Origin of the sequence: Nonomuraea sp. NPDC050153 (assembly GCF_044460125.1) — a bacterium.
Taxonomy (GTDB): domain Bacteria; phylum Actinomycetota; class Actinomycetes; order Streptosporangiales; family Streptosporangiaceae; genus Nonomuraea.
Genome location: NZ_JBITJQ010000037.1, coordinates 24,073 through 40,674, shown reverse-complemented (window position 1 = coordinate 40,674; position 16,602 = coordinate 24,073). Strand labels below are relative to the sequence as shown.

Below are 16,602 nucleotides of genomic sequence, written 5' to 3'. Positions count from 1 at the left end.
GCCCTGGAGCGTTCAGGCGAGGCCCGCGTCGTGGGCGAGGAGCGCGATCTGGGTGCGGTTGTCCAGGTCGAGCTTGGTGAGGATGTTGGAGACGTGCGCCTTCACCGTCGTGATGCCCATGGCCAGCTCCGCGGCGATGTCCGCGTTCGCCCGGCCGTGCCCGATCGCGACGGCGACCTCGTACTCGCGCGGGGTGAGGGCGGCCAGCGCGGCGCGGGCCCGCTCATAGGCCCCGGCCTGGGCGACGGTGCGCTCCATCAGCCGCCGGGTGATACGCGGGGAGAGGATCGGGTCCCCCGCCGCGACCCGCGTGACCGCCTCCACGATCTGCGGCGGCGGGGTGTCCTTGAGCAGGAAGCCGCTGGCGCCGGCGCGCAGCGCGTGCAGGATGTTCTCGTCGGTGTCGAAGGTGGTCAGCACGATCACCTCCGGCGGGCGGGCGCGGGCGCGCAGCCGGCGGGTGGTGGTGATGCCGTCCACCCGCGGCATCCGCAGGTCCATGAGGACGACGTCGGGCGCGTGGGCGTCGGTGGCGGTGACGGCCTCCTGGCCGTCGGCCGCCTCGGCGACGACGGCTATGCCGGCGGTGCCGTCCAGCATCATGGACAGCCCGGCGCGGACCAGGGCGTCGTCGTCGACCAGGAGCACGCGGATCACGCCGGCCATGGTAGCCAGGCCTGGAGCCGGAACTGCCCGCCGGTGCTCTGGTGGTCCAGTTGCCCGCCGGCCAGCCGTACCCGCTCGGTGAGCCCGACCAGGCCGACGCCGCTGCCGGGCGCGGCCGGGGCCGAGCCGGGCGGGGGCAGGGGGTTGCTGATGTCGATCAGCAGGCGCGCGCCGGGGGCGCCGCTCAGCAGCACCTCCACCGGTTGGCCGGGGGCGTGCTTGCGGGCGTTGGTCAGCCCCTCCTGGACGACGCGGTAGCCGGTCCTCCCGGCGACGGGCGGGGCGGCGCCGGTGGTCTCGTCACTGACCTGTACGGCCTGACCTGCCTGGCGCGCCTCGGTGACCAGGCGCGCCACCTCGGACAGCGTGGGCTGGGGTTCCAGCTCGTCCAGGAGATCGTCCTCCTCGCGCAGCAGGCCGATCACCTGCCGCAACTCCTCCAGGGCCTGGTGCACCCCGGAGCGGACCACCCCGGCGGCCCGGGCGAGCTGGTCGGGCGAGGAGTCCGGGCGGTATTCCAGCGCCCCGGCGTGCGTGGCCACCAGCGACAGGCGATGGGCCAGTACGTCGTGCATCTCCCGGGCGAGCCGGCGCCGCTCGGCCATCCGGGCCTCGGCGACCCGCCTGCCCTGCTCGGCCTCGGCGCGGCGGGCACGCTCGCGCAGCGAGACGAGCAGCGCGCGGCGGGAACGTGCCAGCGCGCCCCAGCCGAGCAGCGCGCCGTACGAGGCGCAGATCAGCAGCGACCACCAGTTGAAGGAGACGCCGGAGTTCGGCCGCCACAGCCCCTGGACCAGGTGCGCCGCCATGCCCGCCGCCGCCATCGCCGCCGCGACGGGGAAGCGCCTGCGCTGGGCCACCTGCAGCGCCCCCATGCCCGCCGCCGGCGTGGCCACCGGGGAGACCGCGGCGAGGAGGGTGGCGGCGAGCGCCCCGGGGACCGGCCACCACAGCTGGGCGACCGCCGCGACCAGGCTCAACGCCGCGACCGCGATGTCCAGCCCCAGCATCGGCCCGCCGTCCAGCCCCCACAGCGTCACGCCGGCCAGCGCGCTCACCCCGAGGACCACGCTCGCCACCGCCACCAGCGTCTTGCTCACCGGCCCAGGCTAGCCCTCGCCACAAAGGCGCCATCACCTACTAAAGGAGGACCCGTACCCCGCCGGGGAAGGACCGAGCGCGACCGCGCGCCCGATGTGGCGGCCCGGCCCGCCAGGCGAACCTGATCGGCATGAACACCTCCACCAGAAGACTGCTCCTCACCGTGATCGGCGCGCCCGCGGCCGCCCTGGCCGTGTGGGCCCTGGCGGTGCCGCTGGCCGGAACCACCCTGACCGTGCGGATGAGCGCCGGAACGCAGACCGTCGGCCCGGTATCGGTCGTCGTGGCGAGCCTGGTGGCCGGGCTCGCCGGCTGGGCGCTGCTGGCCGCCCTGGAACGGTGGGCGCCCCGGCCCGGCCGCGTCTGGACGATCACCGCCCTGGTCGTGCTCGTCCTGTCCCTCACCGGCCCGCTCGGCAGCGCCGCCGGCGCCGCCGCGACGCTGGTGCTGATCCTGCTGCACCTGGTCGTCGGCGCCGTGCTCGTCCTTGGGCTCGCCCGGCGACGAGCCTGACCTCGCCGATCATCGCGCCGTCGAACGGACCCCCGACCTCCGCTACGGTACGGCCGAGGCCCGGCAAGCGCCTCAGAGCAGCAGCGCGAGCGTCCCCCAGGCCGCTGCCGTCCCCGCCACGGCGCCCGCGAGCGCCTGGGCGATCGTGTGGTGCGACACCTGGACCCGGGCCCACCCGATCACCGCCACCACCACCGCGCCCACCACCAGGACCGGCACCGCAGGAAGTACGTGCGCGAGCACGACGGTGGTGCCGGCCGACACCCCGGTGTGGAAGCTGATCTTCCACAGCAGGGTGACCGGTCCCATCACCAGCACCCAGGCCAGCATCACGGCCACCGACGCCACCACCGCACGGGGCGCGTCCAGCAGCGCCAGCGCGATCAAGCCCACCACCACCGTGGCGAGCCCGATCAGCATCGGCCCCTTCCTCGACTTCCGCTCGACCAGGTGAATCGAGTCGAGCCGGCCTCGCCGCACACCCACCGCGATCACGGTCGCTGGCACGCCCGCGCACACCGCCGCGGCGAGCACCCCCCACGCCAGGCCCGCCCAGCCCTCGGCGAGCAGCCCGGCCACCGGCGGCATGGCGATCCCCACGTACTGCGGGGCGAACACCTCGGTCACCGCACGCGCGAACCTTCCGCCGCGTCCGGCCGCGCCCGCGGTCTCCCCCACAGCTTCAACCACTTCGCCCCCTCTGCGAATGGAGATCCACTTTGGCGATTCTTGCCGATAATCGTGAACCTTGCTGCGGATTTGGGGTGGCGGCACCCTGGTTACAACGCTCCCGCGGGCGGAGTGCGGGGCTCGGACGGGAGGCGTGCCTGCCGCTGGGGCGCCGTCCAGCTGGTGAGGAGCTGGAGGGCCTGCTCGGTTGTGGAGCCCGGTTCGACGTTGTAGACGCACAGGGTCTGGTCGGCGTCACCGGGCGCCTGGAAGGACTCGTAGGCGAAGTGGAGGTCCCCGACGAGGGGGTGGTGGTACGACTTGGCGCCGTGGGTGCGGCGCAGCACGCGGTGGTCGTTCCACCAGGTGGAGAACTCGGGTGACTTCAGGGTGAGCTCGCCGACGAGATCGGCGAGCCGGCGGTCGTGGGGGTGGCGGCCGGCCTCCAGGCGGAGCACGGCGACGGTCTCGGCGGCGACCCGCTCCCAGTCCCCGACCTTCTCGCGGGCCTGGGGATCCAGCAGGTAGTAGAGGGCCAGGTTCCGCCGGGGCGCGGGCAGGGCGTCGAAGTCGGTCAGCACCTCGTGGGCCAGGCGGTTGGCGGCCAGGACGTCGGTGCGGCGGCCCAGGATGAAGGCGGGCACGTGGTCGAGGGTGTGCAGCATCAGGTGCAGGCCGGGCCTGACCCGCTGCGGGCCGGCCGGGGCTCGGCGCGGGGTGGCGGGGCGGGTCAGCAGGTTGGTGAGATGCTCGCGCTCGGAGGGGTTGAGCTGCAGGGCCCGGGCCAGCGCCTCGATGACCTCGGGTGACGGGGAGCCGCCGCGGCCCTGCTCAAGACGGGTGTAGTACTCGGTGCTGACCCCGGCCAGGCGGGCCACCTCGTCGCGCCGCAACCCGGGCACCCGGCGGATGCGCCCGTCGGCGGGCAGCCCGGCCCCCTCCGGGCTGATCCCGGCCCGCCGTGAGCGCAGGAAGTCGGCGATCTCGCTGCTTCGGTCCATGTCTCCAGTGTGGCCAAGCCGGGCATGCCCCGCTCCCGCACGGGTAGCCCTGTCAGTACCAGCTTCGCCAAGACCTGCCTGGTCAGGGCGCATTTTGGCGGCCCTTGACGGGCCGGGCGGGTGGTGTCCTGGTCTCGGAGCCGGCGGCGATCGGCCGCGGCCACCTGTCACTCCACCCACCCTGAAAGGTGTTCACCATGACCACGCAGACTTCTGCCCGTCCTCTCACCGGCCGCGTCGCGGTCATCACCGGCGCCTCCAGCGGCATCGGCGAGGCCTCCGCCGAGCACCTGGCCGAGCTGGGCGCCCGCGTCGCCGTCCTGGCACGGCGCGCCGAGCGGCTGGACGACCTGGTCGCCCGGATCGACAAGGCCGGGGGCCAGGCGCTGGCCCTGGCCGTCGACGTCACCGACGCCGCGGCGCTGCGGTCGGCCGCCGACCGCGTGGCGGCCGAGCTGGGCGACGCGGACCTGCTCTTCAACAACGCGGGCGTCATGCTTCCCGCCCCGATCGAGGAGCTGGCCACCGACCAGTGGCAGCGCCAGATCGACCTCAACATCACCGGGCTGATGAACGCCATCGCCGCCTTCACCCCTCAGCTGGTGCGGGCCGCCGCCGAGCGCGGGGTGGCCGATTTGATCAACACCTCGTCGATCGCGGCGCAGAACATCTTCCCGAACTTCGCCGTCTACTCCGCGACCAAGGCGTACGTCACCCATCTCTCCCGCCACCTGCGGGTCGAGCTGGGCCCGAAGAAGGTGCGGGTCTCTGCCATCGAGCCGGGCATCGTCGGAACCGAGCTGCAGAACCACGTCACCGACAAGGGGGCGCTGGAGTGGCTGGAGGGCTCCAAGCAGACGCTGGAGTGGCTCACGCCGCAGGACATCGCTCAGACGGTCGGGTTCCTCGCGAGCCTCCCGCCGCGGGCGAACCTTCAGCAGGTCACCATCATGCCGACCGGCCAGGCCGGCTGACCGGGCGCTGCCACCGCTCGCCACCCGGCTCAGGCTGCGGCAGACCTGTCATCCTGCGGCCGGGTGGATCGCCGCGGTCAGGACGGCGACCAGCCTGCGCAGCTCGATCGACGGGCCGGGAGGGTCCGCCTCGGCCTGGCCGTACCGGGCCCCGAAGCGCTCGCCGAGCGGGCGGCGCCGCTCGCGGATGGCGGGTGTCGGGCCGCGGCGATCTCCGCATCCAGCATGCGCAGGAACGTCCCGTACAGGTGCAGCGGCATCAGGTGCAGCGGCCGGCGGTTGCCGGACTCCTCGGCGACCGTGACCGGGTGGCCCGGATCGGGCACGGCAGCTTCCAGCTCGGCGAGTTCGCGGAAGGTGCCGGGATGGTCGTGGTGTCCGTCGGCTGAGGGCGGGCGTGATGTTCTTGTTGAAGCGGAGGAGGTTGTGCGGGTTCCAGGCGGCCCCGGCCCGGGAGAAGGCGGTGGCGTCCTCGCTACTGGCGCCGCCTCCGCCGGGCGTGGGGGTGCCGGGCTGTGGGCGGCGGCTCGCCTGGTGGACGGGCCGCCGCAACCGGTCAAAACGGCGTCATGGCCGCCCGGAGGGCCTCGAAATCGTCGACCGCCAGCAGGGCGGACGCCACCACCCGGACGCGCTCGTCGGTGGGCTGCGGCACGTCGATGGGCCGGGTGGGCAGCGGGCGCAGCAGGTCGTACGCCACCGCCTCGGCACGCAGCCGCGCGCCGTCGGTGAGGTCGGTGCGGGCCAGGTACCCGATCAGCTCGGCCAGCAGGCCGTCGACGCCGACCGCCGTGGGCTCGGGCCAGTCCAGCGGGCAGCGCTCCGGCGCCAGGTACGGGCTGCACAGCACCGCGTCGCGGGTCGCGCCGGTCGCGTGGGTGACACCCGCGGGCAGCCACAGCGCCCTGGCGGGCGGCAGGACCCAGGACACCTCGCCCACGTTGACGCTCAGGACGCCGCGGCGGGTCCAGGCGAGCTGGTGGTGGGTGTGGCTGTGCGGGGGGATCCAGTCCCCGGAGACCAGCGGGAAATGGCCGACGATGATCGCGCCCATGACCTCCATGCGACATAGTTTGGCCCCATCGCGGATTGTGGCCAAATGGGGTGGATCATAGCGTCGTCGGGTGCCGATGATTGTGTTGTGTCTGGTCCAGTTCATGCTCGTGCTCGACGACACCGTCGTGAACGTGGCCCTGCCCAGCATCCGCGATGAGCTGGGCTTCAGTGCGTCCGGGTTGCCCTGGGTCGTCAACGCCTACTTCCTGGCCTTCGGCGGGCTGTTGCTGCTGTGCGGCCGGATGGCGGATCTGCTGGGCCGCCGTCGCGTCTTCCTCGTCGGGGTGGCGCTGTTCGGGGTGGCCAGCCTGGCCTGCGGGCTCGCGCAGGAGCCGTGGCAGCTGGTGATCGGGCGGTTCGTGCAAGGCGCGGGTTCCGCGATGGCCGGCCCGGCGGCGATGTCGATGATCACGTTGCTGTATCCGGGTCCGGAGGAGCGGGCCAAGGCGCTGGGTATCTGGGGCGGCATCGCGGCTCTGGGCGGGACCTCGGGCCTGGTGGTGTCCGGGGCGCTGACCGATCTGGTGTCCTGGCGCGGGATCTTCCTGATCAACCTGCCCGTCGTCGCCGTGGCTCTGGCCCTGCTCCCCCGCCTGGTCCCCGAGTCCCGCGCGCCCGGTCGGCGCCGCCTCGACGTTCCCGGCGCGGTCCTGGTCACCGGCGCTGCGGTGTCGCTGGTGTACGGGCTGCTGCGGGCCGGGGAGACCGGCTGGAGCGATCCGATCGTCGTCGGCGCCGTCGTGCTCTCGGTCGCCTTGGCGGTGGCGTTTCTGGTGGTCGAGTCGCGGGCGGCGGCGCCGCTGGTGCCCGGGTCGTTCCTGGCCTCGCGGACGCGGGCGGTGGCCAACAGCGCGACCCTGCTGTTCTCGATGGCGATGTACGCGATGTCGTTCCTGCTGATGATCCAGGTGCAGACCGTTCTGGGCTACAGCCCGCTCCTGGCCGGCATCGCGTACCTGCCCTACGGCGCCGGCATCCTGGCGGGCATGTGGTTGTCCTCCCGGGTGTCGATCAAGGTCGGGACGCGCTGGGCGCTCCTGCCGGCGTTCCTGGTCAACATCGCCGGCCTGCTGCTGCTGTCCGGCGTGGCGGCGGGCGACTCCTACGCCGCCCACGTCCTGCCCGGCATGCTCATTCTGAGCGTGGGCAACGGGCTGAGCCTGCCCGTCATGGCCGTGGCCGCGGTCGACGGCACCACCGAGGAGGACGCCGGTCTCGGCTCGGCCCTGTTCACCTCTGTCCAGCAGGTCGGCGGGGCCATCGGGGTGGCCGCGCTGGCCATCATGGGCTACTCGGGCGGGCTCACGGCGGGCGCGGTCTGCGTGGCGCTCGGCGCCGTACTCATCGTCGTGCTGTTGCCGTCGCGGACCGGCGCCCCGCTGGACGTCGAGACGGCAGCCACTCCCCGGTGAGCCGGGCGGGCAGGCGGGCCGCCCGGTGGCGTTCAGCTGTCCGCCAGGGCCGCGCCCAGCGGCGTGTGCTCGTAGCGGACGGACCGGCCGGCGCGGGTGCGGGTGACCAGGCCGGCATCGCGCAGCACCGCCAGATGGCTGCCGACGGTGCCCAGGCTCAGGCCGAGCTGGGCGACCAGCTGCGTCGTCGTAGCGGGCACGTCCAGCGCGCGCAGCACGTCCGCGCGGCGCGGGCCGACCAGCCGGCTCAGGGCCTCACCGCCCGGTGCCCGCGCCACAGGGCCGAGCAGGTCCGCGATGCCCCGGGCGGGATAGACCAGGGCGTAGGGCCATGGCGGCTCGACGTAGCTGATCAGCGTGCCGAACACCGTCGGCATCAGCAGCAGGCCCTTGCCGGCCAGGCGGTGCCGGTCCCACTCGGTACGCGAGCCCGTACGCACCTCGATGGTCCCGGCCTGCCCCTCGGAGCGCCAGCTCACCCGCGGGTCGAGATCGGACAGCGCTGCCGCCCAGCCGTACATCGCCAGGTGCCCGGCGCGGCGGACCAGGTCACGCTCCAGCACCGCCCGCAGCCGCGGCCAGTCCGGCTCGACCAGCGCCTGCCAGCTCGCCTCGAGCGCATCGGCGAGCCGGGTGACCACGTCCGGCGCGTCGAGGATGCGCTGCACGTAGCGTGGCGGCGTCCGCAGTCCCGCCAGGTTGCGGGCCAGTTCCAGGCGTGCGCGGCGCAGCGGCGTGGCGCGCACGGCGGCCAGCTCGGCGGCGAAGTCGCCACCGGGGCCCGACGGCGGCGGATGGATGAAGTCGGCGTTGTAGCCGTGGCGGCGGAACAGCGCCGTCAGCGCCCCGACTGCGGGCACCTGCCGGCGCAGCTGCTCGTACCGGGGGGCGATGCGCCCGGCCCACGGCCGGAGCGGGCCGGCGGCCTGCACGCCGGCTGCGACGCGCAGCGCCTGCATCGCCTCGCCCAGCGGCGAGATCGCGTAGCGGGTACGCGCCACGTCGACGGGTCCCACCTCGATGGCCAGCATGTTTCGCCTCCACACGAAAGCATAGTCACCGTGGCCGGGCTGCCGTGATGCTGTCGGCCATGACCACCACGTCCGTCGCGTCACGCCCGGCCACCTACCGCGAGGTGTTCGCTGTGGGCCAGTTCCGCGTGCTGTTCGGCAGCTACACGCTCTTCCTGATCGGCGAGACGGTGCGGATGCTCGCACTGTCGGTGACCGTCTACGCGGCAACCGGGTCACCGCTGATGTCGGCGCTGGCGTATGCGGCGGGCTTCCTGCCCTATGCCCTGGGCGGCACGCTGCTGCTGGCTTTCGCCGACCGCTGGCCCCCGCGCACCGTCATGATCGGCTACGAGGTGCTGCGCGCCGCGGTCAGCGCCGTGCTCGCCGCCGGTCTGCTGCCGGTACCGGCCATGCTGGCGCTGGTGTTCGTCACGGGTCTACCCAGCGCCGTCGCCTCCGCTTCGCGCACCGCCCTTCTGCCCGACCTGCTGGACGGCGACCGCTACGTGCTCGGCCGTGCCGTGTTCTCCATGGCGGCCGGCGGCACGCAGGTGCTCGGCTTCGCCGCCGGCGGCATGCTGATCGCCGCTGTCGGCGCGCCCGGCGCGCTCTGGATCACCGCCGCGACCTGCCTGGCCTCGGCGGGCCTGCTGCGACTGCGCCTGGCCGACCACCCACGCCGCCGCACCGGCGGTTCGGCCGGCATCGGCGAGACCTGGCAGGTGAACCGGGCGCTATTGCACCGGCCTGCGGTCCGGGCGCTGCTGCTGGCGCAGTGGCTGGCACCGGCGCTGATGGTCGGCGCCGAGGGCGTGCTGGTCCCGTACGCCGCGCAGGCCGGCGCGCCTGACGCGGCGGGTCTGCTGTTCGCAGCGGTCGCCGCCGGGATGTTCGCCGGCAACCTGATCGTCGGCCGCCTGGTGCGCCCTGCGGGCCGGGAGCGGCTGGCCGGCCCCCTCGCGCTTGCGCTCGGATTGCCGCTGCTGGGGTTCGCGCTGCGCCCCGCACCGGGATACGCCGCCATCCTGATGGCGGTGTCCGGTTTCGGCGTCGCCTACCAGCTCGCACTGGCCCGCAGATTTCTCGACGCGGTGCCCGAGACGCAGCGCGGTCAGGCGTTCGGGCTGCTGCTGACCGGAACGATGACGCTGCAGGGCCTGGCCGCCGCGGCCGGAGGCGCGCTGGGCGAAGTCGCGGCCCCGGAGCTGGTCGTCACACTGGCCGGCGCGGCCTCGGCCATCGCCGCCCTGATGTCCTGGCGAACGCTGTCGCCCACACGGCGACCCTGACCGCGGCCCACGTGCCGAACGCGCCGGCGCGCGTCTGCACAGGGCCGGCAGCCGGCTAACACCCCGGGCCGGGCTGACCCGCTTCCACCGTCGAGATGGTGCCGCGGGCGTGAGTACGCCATGCGTGATGCCGGTCTCTGAGTCAGCCGTGCACCCGCGGTGTTTCCTTGTTCCCCGAGGCCGTTGCCGTAGCCGTTCGCCCTGGCCGCGTCTGTTACGCGTGTGACGTGGGGTCTGATCCGGGGGCGATGTCACCTGTTGCCCCTCCAAAGTCCCTCAACCGAAGCGAGCCCTTGACATACGTCATTCCCCGGTTCACTCTACATGTAGCGCTAAGTCGTAGCCGTACATGTAGTGCATGAGTTGAAGCACAGGCTACGCGATGCGAGCACCAAAGGCCGGGGGCGGAACGACTGCCTGCCTGTGATCCGGCCACTTCGCCGGCCCCGCTGAATCCGGCGCACTGAAACCGGTCCCACTGAGAGGGATGCTCCGTTGAGCGTGCTCATTGTTCCGATGCGTATCGATGCCCTGTGGCTCACCGCCGACCTGGACGTGGCCGGCCCGTCGGTGGATTTCACCCGTCTGCCGTACGTCGACGCCGCCACCGGCCGCGACGTGGGGGCCGGCATGCCGTACCTGGGCGAGGTCCTGCTGCCCGCCCCGTTCGAGGACCAGAACCTCCGGCTGAGACGCGGGATCCACCTGCACTGGGCGCTGCCCGACGCGCTGACCCGGCACGTCCAGGGCGAGGACGAGACACGGATCCCCGTGGTGCCCAACCGCTGGCTGGTGACCCGCCGCCGCGGCGGAGCCGTCGAGGAGGAGTGGGTGGTGGAAAGCGACGCGCTCAGCGACGACAATCTCGCGGGCGTGGCCTACCCGGTCGCCGGCCCGGCAGGCAAGCCGTACCGTCACCTGGGCCGCAAGATGCGGCTGTCGCAGTGGGATCCGGCCCGGGAACAGTGGGACCGCTTGCCGGAACTCACCGTGAGCGGCTACGGCGAGCCGGCCTTCGCCGCGTTCTACCCGAACTGCCACAGCGTCTTCGGATTCCACGACCCGGATCACGGCGACATCCAGGGCCTGAGCTATGACGTCGTCGGCTGGTACGGCGACGCGCGGCAGGACGAACTGGCGGCGACGCTGCTGACGGTGCCGCCGACCGACTCCTGGCAGGACGCCGTGGCGGAGCGTCTGGGCTGGACGGCCGCGCCGGACGCGGAGCGGCCCGAGTCGATGGCGTGTTTCGGCCGGCTGGTTTTCGCGCCCGCCCCAGCCGCCGTCAATCCTCTGGTGGCGGACTCCGAGTCCGGTGTCTGCATCGGGAACACCGCCACCGAAGCCCTGGCCGCGCACCTGGGATCGCAGATCACCGGTGCAACCGCCGACAAACTGGAGAATCTGCTGGAGGCGCTCACCTACGCCGACGAGTTGGAGAGCACCACCGTGGATCTGTCGATCGGGCTCGCAGAATCCCGGCATTCCGCTTCTTTCTCGCCAATTCCCGGCGGCACGCTGTGGACCATCCGACGGCAGGACGGCACCGCCGCCTCGATCACCGCGCAGCAGAAGCAGAGCCGTGAGCTGCTCACGCCGCCGGCCGCCCTGGACGACCTGCTGGACGCGCTCAACCAGGCCCAGGCCGACTACGACCAGGCGTGGCGGACCATCACCGGCCTGCGTCGGCGGCTGTTCGCCGACTGGCACAAGTACATGCTCTGCGCCTACCCGCCCGAGACGAGCCGCGACAGCTACCCCGACCCCGACCAGGTCGCCTTCTTCGTGCAGCGGACCGTGGCGGAAGTGGAGGACCTGATCGGGCGGGCGGGTCTCCTGCCCGTGCAGGACCCGGGCGACACACTCGCGCACCGCCTCACCGCGGCACGCGCCGCTGTCGAGGCGGCCCTTGACGACGTCAACCAGACCATCGAGGCACTGGCGCGCACCACCTATGTGCTGCAGCAGGTGCCCGCGTCCCCCTTCTATCTGCCCAACGAGCCGGTGGTCCTGCTGACCGGGTCGGCGGCCACGCCGTCCGACCGGTACGGCCAGGACGGCGCGGATGATCCGGACGGGCTCCTGGCCTGCTGGACCGTCGAAGGACCGGCCGGCGGCCTGGACGACGCCGCCGCCGTCACCGCGCTGCGCGAGCGGGCGAGCGCGCCCGTCCTGTCGCTTTCCGAGCCGAGCCCCGCGGTCAGGACCTGGCAGCACCCGCCCTGGCACCCGGTACTCCTCCAGTGGGAGGCGGAGTTCTTCCCTACCAGCGCGGGCAACAACCTCGACACCGGAGACCGGGACTACGACCGGGACTTCGTCACCGACAATTACGAGCTGCCCGCCGGGGACGTGGAGCTTCGCCTGCTCGATGGGCGGAAGGTTCCGGACAAGGCCGCCAACGTCTACTCGGGGACGACGATCCTGTCGCCGTCCGCGCGACCGGTGATGTCGTCCCGGATCCTGCGCTATCTGGCGGGAAACGTCCTCGCCGACTACAACCAGGCGCGGGCCGACGCGGACTTGCCCCCGGTCGAGGTCGACGCCTTCCGCGCCGACCCGACCGACGTCCTGGCCTGGTACGACACGCACGGCCACGAGGAGCGGCTGGAGACGCTGGTGGCGGCGTACCGCCATCTGGCCGTCCACGAGGCCGACAATCTCGCGCAGAGCCTGGGCGGATTCAACGACGCGTTGATCATGCTCAAGGTCGCACGCCAGATCCCTGTCGACGACCCGCTCGGGTTCGAGCCCTGGCGCCGGTTCACCGCGCGGGTGGCGGCCGGCGTCGGCGACGAGAACCGGCACGCCCCGCAGCCGCTCAGCGACTTCAACCCGATCCGCGCCGGTGGCCTTCAGGTGCGCCGATTGCGCATTCTGGACAACTTCGGCGCCAGCCACGACGTGGACGTGCGCCGGCTCCGTACCACCACCCAGCTCCGAATGGCCGATCACCCCGACTGGGTGGCCATGCCGCCGCGGCTGGCCCAGCCCGCGCGGATCGTGCTGCGACTGCTGGACGCCGACCACGACGCCAGGCCGCTCTCCGGACCCGGAGGCTCACCCGTGTGCGGATGGATCGTTCCCGACCACCTCGGCGGCGGCCTGCTGGTCCACGCCGCGCAAGGGTCGTTGCTGGGAACCTTGTACCCCACGGAGGATCCGATCACCCACGGCTGGGCGTACTGGGAGCCCGGCGCCGGCGAAGCCGTGACGGAGATCGATAACGCTCACCTGCGTGCGGTGGTCGAGCGGTTGCGCGACTCCGGCCCGGCCGGGGTCGAGAGGTTCCGGGCGGTGATGGACGAGGCTCTGATGGCCATCGAGCCCGACGACCACGCCCAGCCCGCGGGCAAGGTCATGTTCACGGGCCGGCCGATCGCGGTGGTCCGGGCCGAGGTGGGGCTGGAGGCGATGGAACCGCCCGCCGTCCACCAGGACTGGAACGTCTTCCGGCAGGACATGGAGCGCGCCGGCCGGGAGACCAACGGTTTTCCCCTGGTGCGCTATGCGGTCCGGATCGGCGAGCACGGCCGGCTGGGTGACGGGACGCTCGGCTACTGGCCGGAAGACCGCTCGGGGGCGATGGAGCCGGACTTCCACCCGGTGCAGAGCGAGTCCGAACCTTCGTTGAGAGTGGCGCTCGACCTGCCGCTCCGCCGCCTCACGCTCCTGGTCGACCCGCGCGGCGAGATCCACGCGACCAGCGGCATCCTGCCGACCGAGTCGGTCCGGCTCGCCGTGGAGCACTACCAGGACGCCGTCGCGAACATGGAAACCGGCTTCCTGGCCGCTCCCGTCCTGACCGACGCCGACGGCGTCACCGTCCCGTGGCCCGCCGAGCCGGGCTTCGCCTGGATCTGGCGGGAACACGCGCCGGACGGATGGGCGGAGACGCCGAGCCCGCCGCAGCCGGCCGAACGATTCCCCGCCGACCTCACCGTACGAGAAGGCTGGCTGCTCCTGCGCCCCCTGCCTACCGAAACCACCCCCTCCGAACAAGGGAACGCGTAATGCCGAAGATCACTCTCACATTGTCGATACCGCAGGCGAACCTGATCCTCGACGCGCTCGGCCGGCTGCCGTACGCGCAGGTGTACGAGCTGGTCGACGACATTCACCGCCAGGCCAGCACCCAGGCCGACCACGACAGCGAACGACTGGAGATGGCGTCATGAGCGCGAAACTGCTGCTGCACTGGCAACTCGACGACCTGTCCGCCGACTGCCGCGCCGTCGACTCCTCGGGCAACGGCCTCGAGGGGACCGTCGAAGGCACGCCTGAGCCGCGACCGGACGGGAAGTTGGGCAGTTGCCTGGCCTTCGACGGCAACGGCGACGCGCTGTCCGCGCCGGACTCCACCGACCTGCGCTCGCGCACCTACACCGTCCAGACGTGGGTCAAGGCGTCGCGGCCCGTTCCCCCGGTCGTGGACCCGCCCCCGCCAGGGGCGAGCGCCGAACAGGTCGCCGAGTACCAGCGGAAACTCGCCGCGGCGATGGCCACCGTGGGCTCCATCGCGGGTAAGGCGGGCGGCTATCGGGTGGCGGTGACCCCGCAGGGCGCGATCGTCCACACCCTGCCCAAGCCGGGCAACACGCAGGCCGGCTACGCCAGCCCGACCGGTTCGCTGGAGTGGGACGTCTGGCATCACGTCGCGGTCACCAGTGACGGGACGACCGCCAGAACGTACCTCGACGGCGTCCAGATCGCGCAAGGCCCGGTGCCCGGTGATCTGCTGACCGGAGCGGCGCTGATCGCGGGCCGGTCTCCCGACGCCCCGACGTACTATCTGACCGGCGCGCTGGCGCACCTCAGGATGTACGGCGGGGCGCTGAGCGCGCAGGAGATCCAGCGCGACATGGCCGCCGACGAGTCGGCTCTGGCGGCCTTCGTCCGCACTCACCCGCTCGACTTCGAGCTGTTCAACGCCGCCCACCAGCGCGTGCTCTACATCGACGACAGCCTGGCCGGGCAGGCGATGACCCTGCGGCTGACCAACTCCTCCCGGCAGCAGCTCGAATTCCGCGTCCCCGCAACCGGCGGGAACGTACCAGCGCCCGAAGCCTCAGTGAGCGACCACCATGTGGCCCTGCGGTTCCGGGCCGACGTCCTCGCCGCCTCCGCTACTCCGCACCTCGCCACGCCGGGCTGGTCCATGCAGGCCACCGCCGACGGCACCACCCTCTACCTGCGCGCCGACGAACGCACCGCGATCGAGCCCGGCGCCTGGATCGACCTGGACCTGACAGGCCTGAACGCCGACGGGGCCGGCGGCACCCGCGGCACCCGGGTCGAACTGGACCACCAGCGACTCGGCTACACCGGCGAACCGGACGAGCTGACCGGCAGCCGCCTGCAGTTCCTCGACATCGTCAACCACCGGGGCCGGCCCGACATCCCGCTGGACGTCGGATTCGTCGGCGGCGACCGGGTGCTGAGCGACGGCAGCAGCGCGAGCACGCTGCTCCTGCGCATCGCCAACGTGTCCAGGGACGACACGATCCGGCTCGCGGGCTCCGCGTCCGCCGCGGACGCCGCCTCCGCCTTCGTGATCTCCTTCGACACGCAGTTGGAGAACGAGAGCCGCGAATGGGCTCTGACCCGGGGAGGCAAGGCGTCCGACGTCACCGTCAACACCCTTCTGCCGGACGTCGATTGGGACATCCGGGAGGAGCACCTGGGGCAGCGGGCGCAGTGGACGCTCACCCCGCGTGGCGACACCGCGTTGACCAGCGGCAAACCACTGAACGTAGAGCTGGACGACATCTACGCGCTGGCGTCACCGGGCCACGCGCCGGTCGTGGTCGCCTACCGCAACATCCCCGGCTACCAGGACGGATTCGTCTCCGTCATGGTGGAGCGGACGCCGCTGCTGTTCAAGGGCGGCAACGTCGGCATCGGGACCGCCGCGCCGGATGCCAAGCTGCACATCATCGGCGCCAACACCGACATCAACGGGAAAACCCTCGTCCTCGGCCCCACCACCGCCTCCAACCTGCGCCTCGGCCACCACCAGGACTACAGCTGGATCCAGTCCCACTTCGCCAAACCCCTCGCCATCAACCCCGGCGGAAACAATGTCGGCATCGGCACCACCGCGCCGGATGCCAAGCTGCACATCATCGGCGCCAACACCGACATCAACGGGAAAACCCTCGTCCTCGGCCCCACCACCGCCTCCAACCTGCGTCTCGGCCACCACCAGGACTACAGCTGGATCCAGTCCCACTTCGCCAAACCCCTCGCCATCAACCCCGGCGGGAACAATGTCGGCATCGGCACCACCGCGCCAGGAGCGAGGCTGACGGTCAGCTCGGACCAAAGTCATCTGCAGTTGCGCCGCGACGCGCCTGCCGGGAGCGGCACGAAGTTGTTCCTGGAGCTGTACCAGGGAGACACGACCACCCCCGAAGCGGTTTTTCCCAATATCCGATTCGCGCACGCGAACAAGTTCTCTCACCGGATCGAAGCCCGGGCCGAAGGAATCTATTTCAAAGACGGCGATCTGGAGGTCGATGCGCTGCGGAACATCCACGCGCAGAAGGCCGTACTGGACGGAGCCGCGATCGGTCAGGGCACGCTCACCATCGGTGACGTCACCGTCGGAGCCGCCGAGCTACGCATTCTGAAGGCCCTGGCCGACGGAAAACTTCAGTTCGACCTGCAGAACACGGTGTATTCGGAGAACGCCTACGTCGACGCAAGTCGAGTTGACTCGACACGGCGAATGATGAACACGAGGACCAGTCCGCCCACCAACTACCCCCTAATTCCCAAGGACAACGTGGGGCATTGGCGGATCCGGTCTCCGTTCCGCGCGAGCGACTGACCCGTCCGCATCTACGGGCCCAGCGGCGCAACGGTCTGCGCCGGTGCACCCGACGCTCTCAAGACGCTGATCACA

14 protein-coding genes are annotated in these 16,602 nt (G+C 72.1%); 8 read left to right on the top strand and 6 right to left on the bottom strand.

The genetic code is table 11. From position 1 onward, the window contains the following. Window positions 1–12: 12 nt before the first annotated feature. The gene (locus ACIBQ1_RS51105) at window positions 13–666 is read right to left on the bottom strand and encodes a response regulator (protein WP_397289407.1); all 654 of its coding nucleotides are present in this window, start codon (window positions 664–666) and stop codon (window positions 13–15) included. Next, the gene (locus tag ACIBQ1_RS51100) at window positions 654–1,766 is read right to left on the bottom strand and encodes a sensor histidine kinase (protein ID WP_397289405.1); all 1,113 of its coding nucleotides are present in this window, start codon (window positions 1,764–1,766) and stop codon (window positions 654–656) included. The genes ACIBQ1_RS51105 and ACIBQ1_RS51100 overlap by 13 nt, the downstream gene beginning before the upstream one ends. A 131-nt stretch (window positions 1,767–1,897) precedes the next feature. Here ACIBQ1_RS51100 and ACIBQ1_RS51095 point away from each other — a divergent pair, with 131 nt between their 5' ends. Beyond that, a complete protein-coding gene (locus ACIBQ1_RS51095) occupies window positions 1,898–2,281 on the top strand; it encodes a DUF6069 family protein (RefSeq protein ID WP_397289403.1) in 384 nt (127 codons plus the stop codon). Between the two features lie 72 nt (window positions 2,282–2,353). Here ACIBQ1_RS51095 and ACIBQ1_RS51090 read toward each other — a convergent pair whose 3' ends face one another. Next, on the bottom strand, window positions 2,354–2,971 hold the full coding sequence (locus ACIBQ1_RS51090; RefSeq protein ID WP_397289401.1) for a hypothetical protein: 618 nt from the start codon (window positions 2,969–2,971) through the stop codon (window positions 2,354–2,356). Between the two features lie 89 nt (window positions 2,972–3,060). Next, on the bottom strand, window positions 3,061–3,951 hold the full coding sequence (locus tag ACIBQ1_RS51085; protein ID WP_397289399.1) for a helix-turn-helix domain-containing protein: 891 nt from the start codon (window positions 3,949–3,951) through the stop codon (window positions 3,061–3,063). A 197-nt stretch (window positions 3,952–4,148) separates the two neighbouring features. On the opposite strand from ACIBQ1_RS51085, the gene ACIBQ1_RS51080 reads away from it, so the two are divergent. Both ACIBQ1_RS51080 and ACIBQ1_RS51075 read left to right on the top strand, forming a co-directional pair. After that, window positions 4,149–4,925, top strand: a complete 777-nt coding sequence (locus ACIBQ1_RS51080; protein ID WP_397289397.1) for an SDR family oxidoreductase — start codon at window positions 4,149–4,151, stop codon at window positions 4,923–4,925. 194 nt (window positions 4,926–5,119) lie between these two features. Continuing rightward, a complete protein-coding gene (locus ACIBQ1_RS51075) occupies window positions 5,120–5,314 on the top strand; it encodes a hypothetical protein (RefSeq protein ID WP_397289395.1) in 195 nt (64 codons plus the stop codon). Between the two features lie 167 nt (window positions 5,315–5,481). Here the strand turns inward: ACIBQ1_RS51075 and ACIBQ1_RS51070 are convergent, their stop codons facing one another. After that, window positions 5,482–5,988: an AraC family ligand binding domain-containing protein gene (locus ACIBQ1_RS51070; protein ID WP_397289393.1), complete on the bottom strand. Its 507-nt coding sequence runs from the start codon at window positions 5,986–5,988 to the stop codon at window positions 5,482–5,484. A 67-nt stretch (window positions 5,989–6,055) separates the two neighbouring features. On the opposite strand from ACIBQ1_RS51070, the gene ACIBQ1_RS51065 reads away from it, so the two are divergent. Continuing rightward, window positions 6,056–7,393: an MFS transporter gene (locus tag ACIBQ1_RS51065; RefSeq protein WP_397289574.1), complete on the top strand. Its 1,338-nt coding sequence runs from the start codon at window positions 6,056–6,058 to the stop codon at window positions 7,391–7,393. Between the two features lie 32 nt (window positions 7,394–7,425). On the opposite strand, the gene ACIBQ1_RS51060 is transcribed toward ACIBQ1_RS51065, so the two are convergent. Continuing rightward, the gene (locus ACIBQ1_RS51060) at window positions 7,426–8,424 is read right to left on the bottom strand and encodes a DUF5937 family protein (RefSeq protein ID WP_397289392.1); all 999 of its coding nucleotides are present in this window, start codon (window positions 8,422–8,424) and stop codon (window positions 7,426–7,428) included. Window positions 8,425–8,483: 59 nt separating this feature from the next. On the opposite strand from ACIBQ1_RS51060, the gene ACIBQ1_RS51055 reads away from it, so the two are divergent. From ACIBQ1_RS51055 to ACIBQ1_RS51040, 4 genes are all read left to right on the top strand, one after another. Further along, window positions 8,484–9,695, top strand: a complete 1,212-nt coding sequence (locus tag ACIBQ1_RS51055; RefSeq protein ID WP_397289390.1) for an MFS transporter — start codon at window positions 8,484–8,486, stop codon at window positions 9,693–9,695. 516 nt (window positions 9,696–10,211) lie between these two features. After that, the gene (locus tag ACIBQ1_RS51050; RefSeq protein WP_397289389.1) at window positions 10,212–13,709 is read left to right on the top strand and encodes a hypothetical protein; all 3,498 of its coding nucleotides are present in this window, start codon (window positions 10,212–10,214) and stop codon (window positions 13,707–13,709) included. Next, window positions 13,709–13,873, top strand: a complete 165-nt coding sequence (locus ACIBQ1_RS51045) for a hypothetical protein (protein ID WP_397289387.1) — start codon at window positions 13,709–13,711, stop codon at window positions 13,871–13,873. The genes ACIBQ1_RS51050 and ACIBQ1_RS51045 overlap by 1 nt, the downstream gene beginning before the upstream one ends. Next, entirely contained in the window at window positions 13,870–16,527 is a 2,658-nt protein-coding gene (locus ACIBQ1_RS51040) for a LamG domain-containing protein (RefSeq protein WP_397289385.1), read from the top strand. Before ACIBQ1_RS51045 ends, ACIBQ1_RS51040 begins: the two co-directional genes overlap by 4 nt. Window positions 16,528–16,602 lie beyond the last annotated feature (75 nt).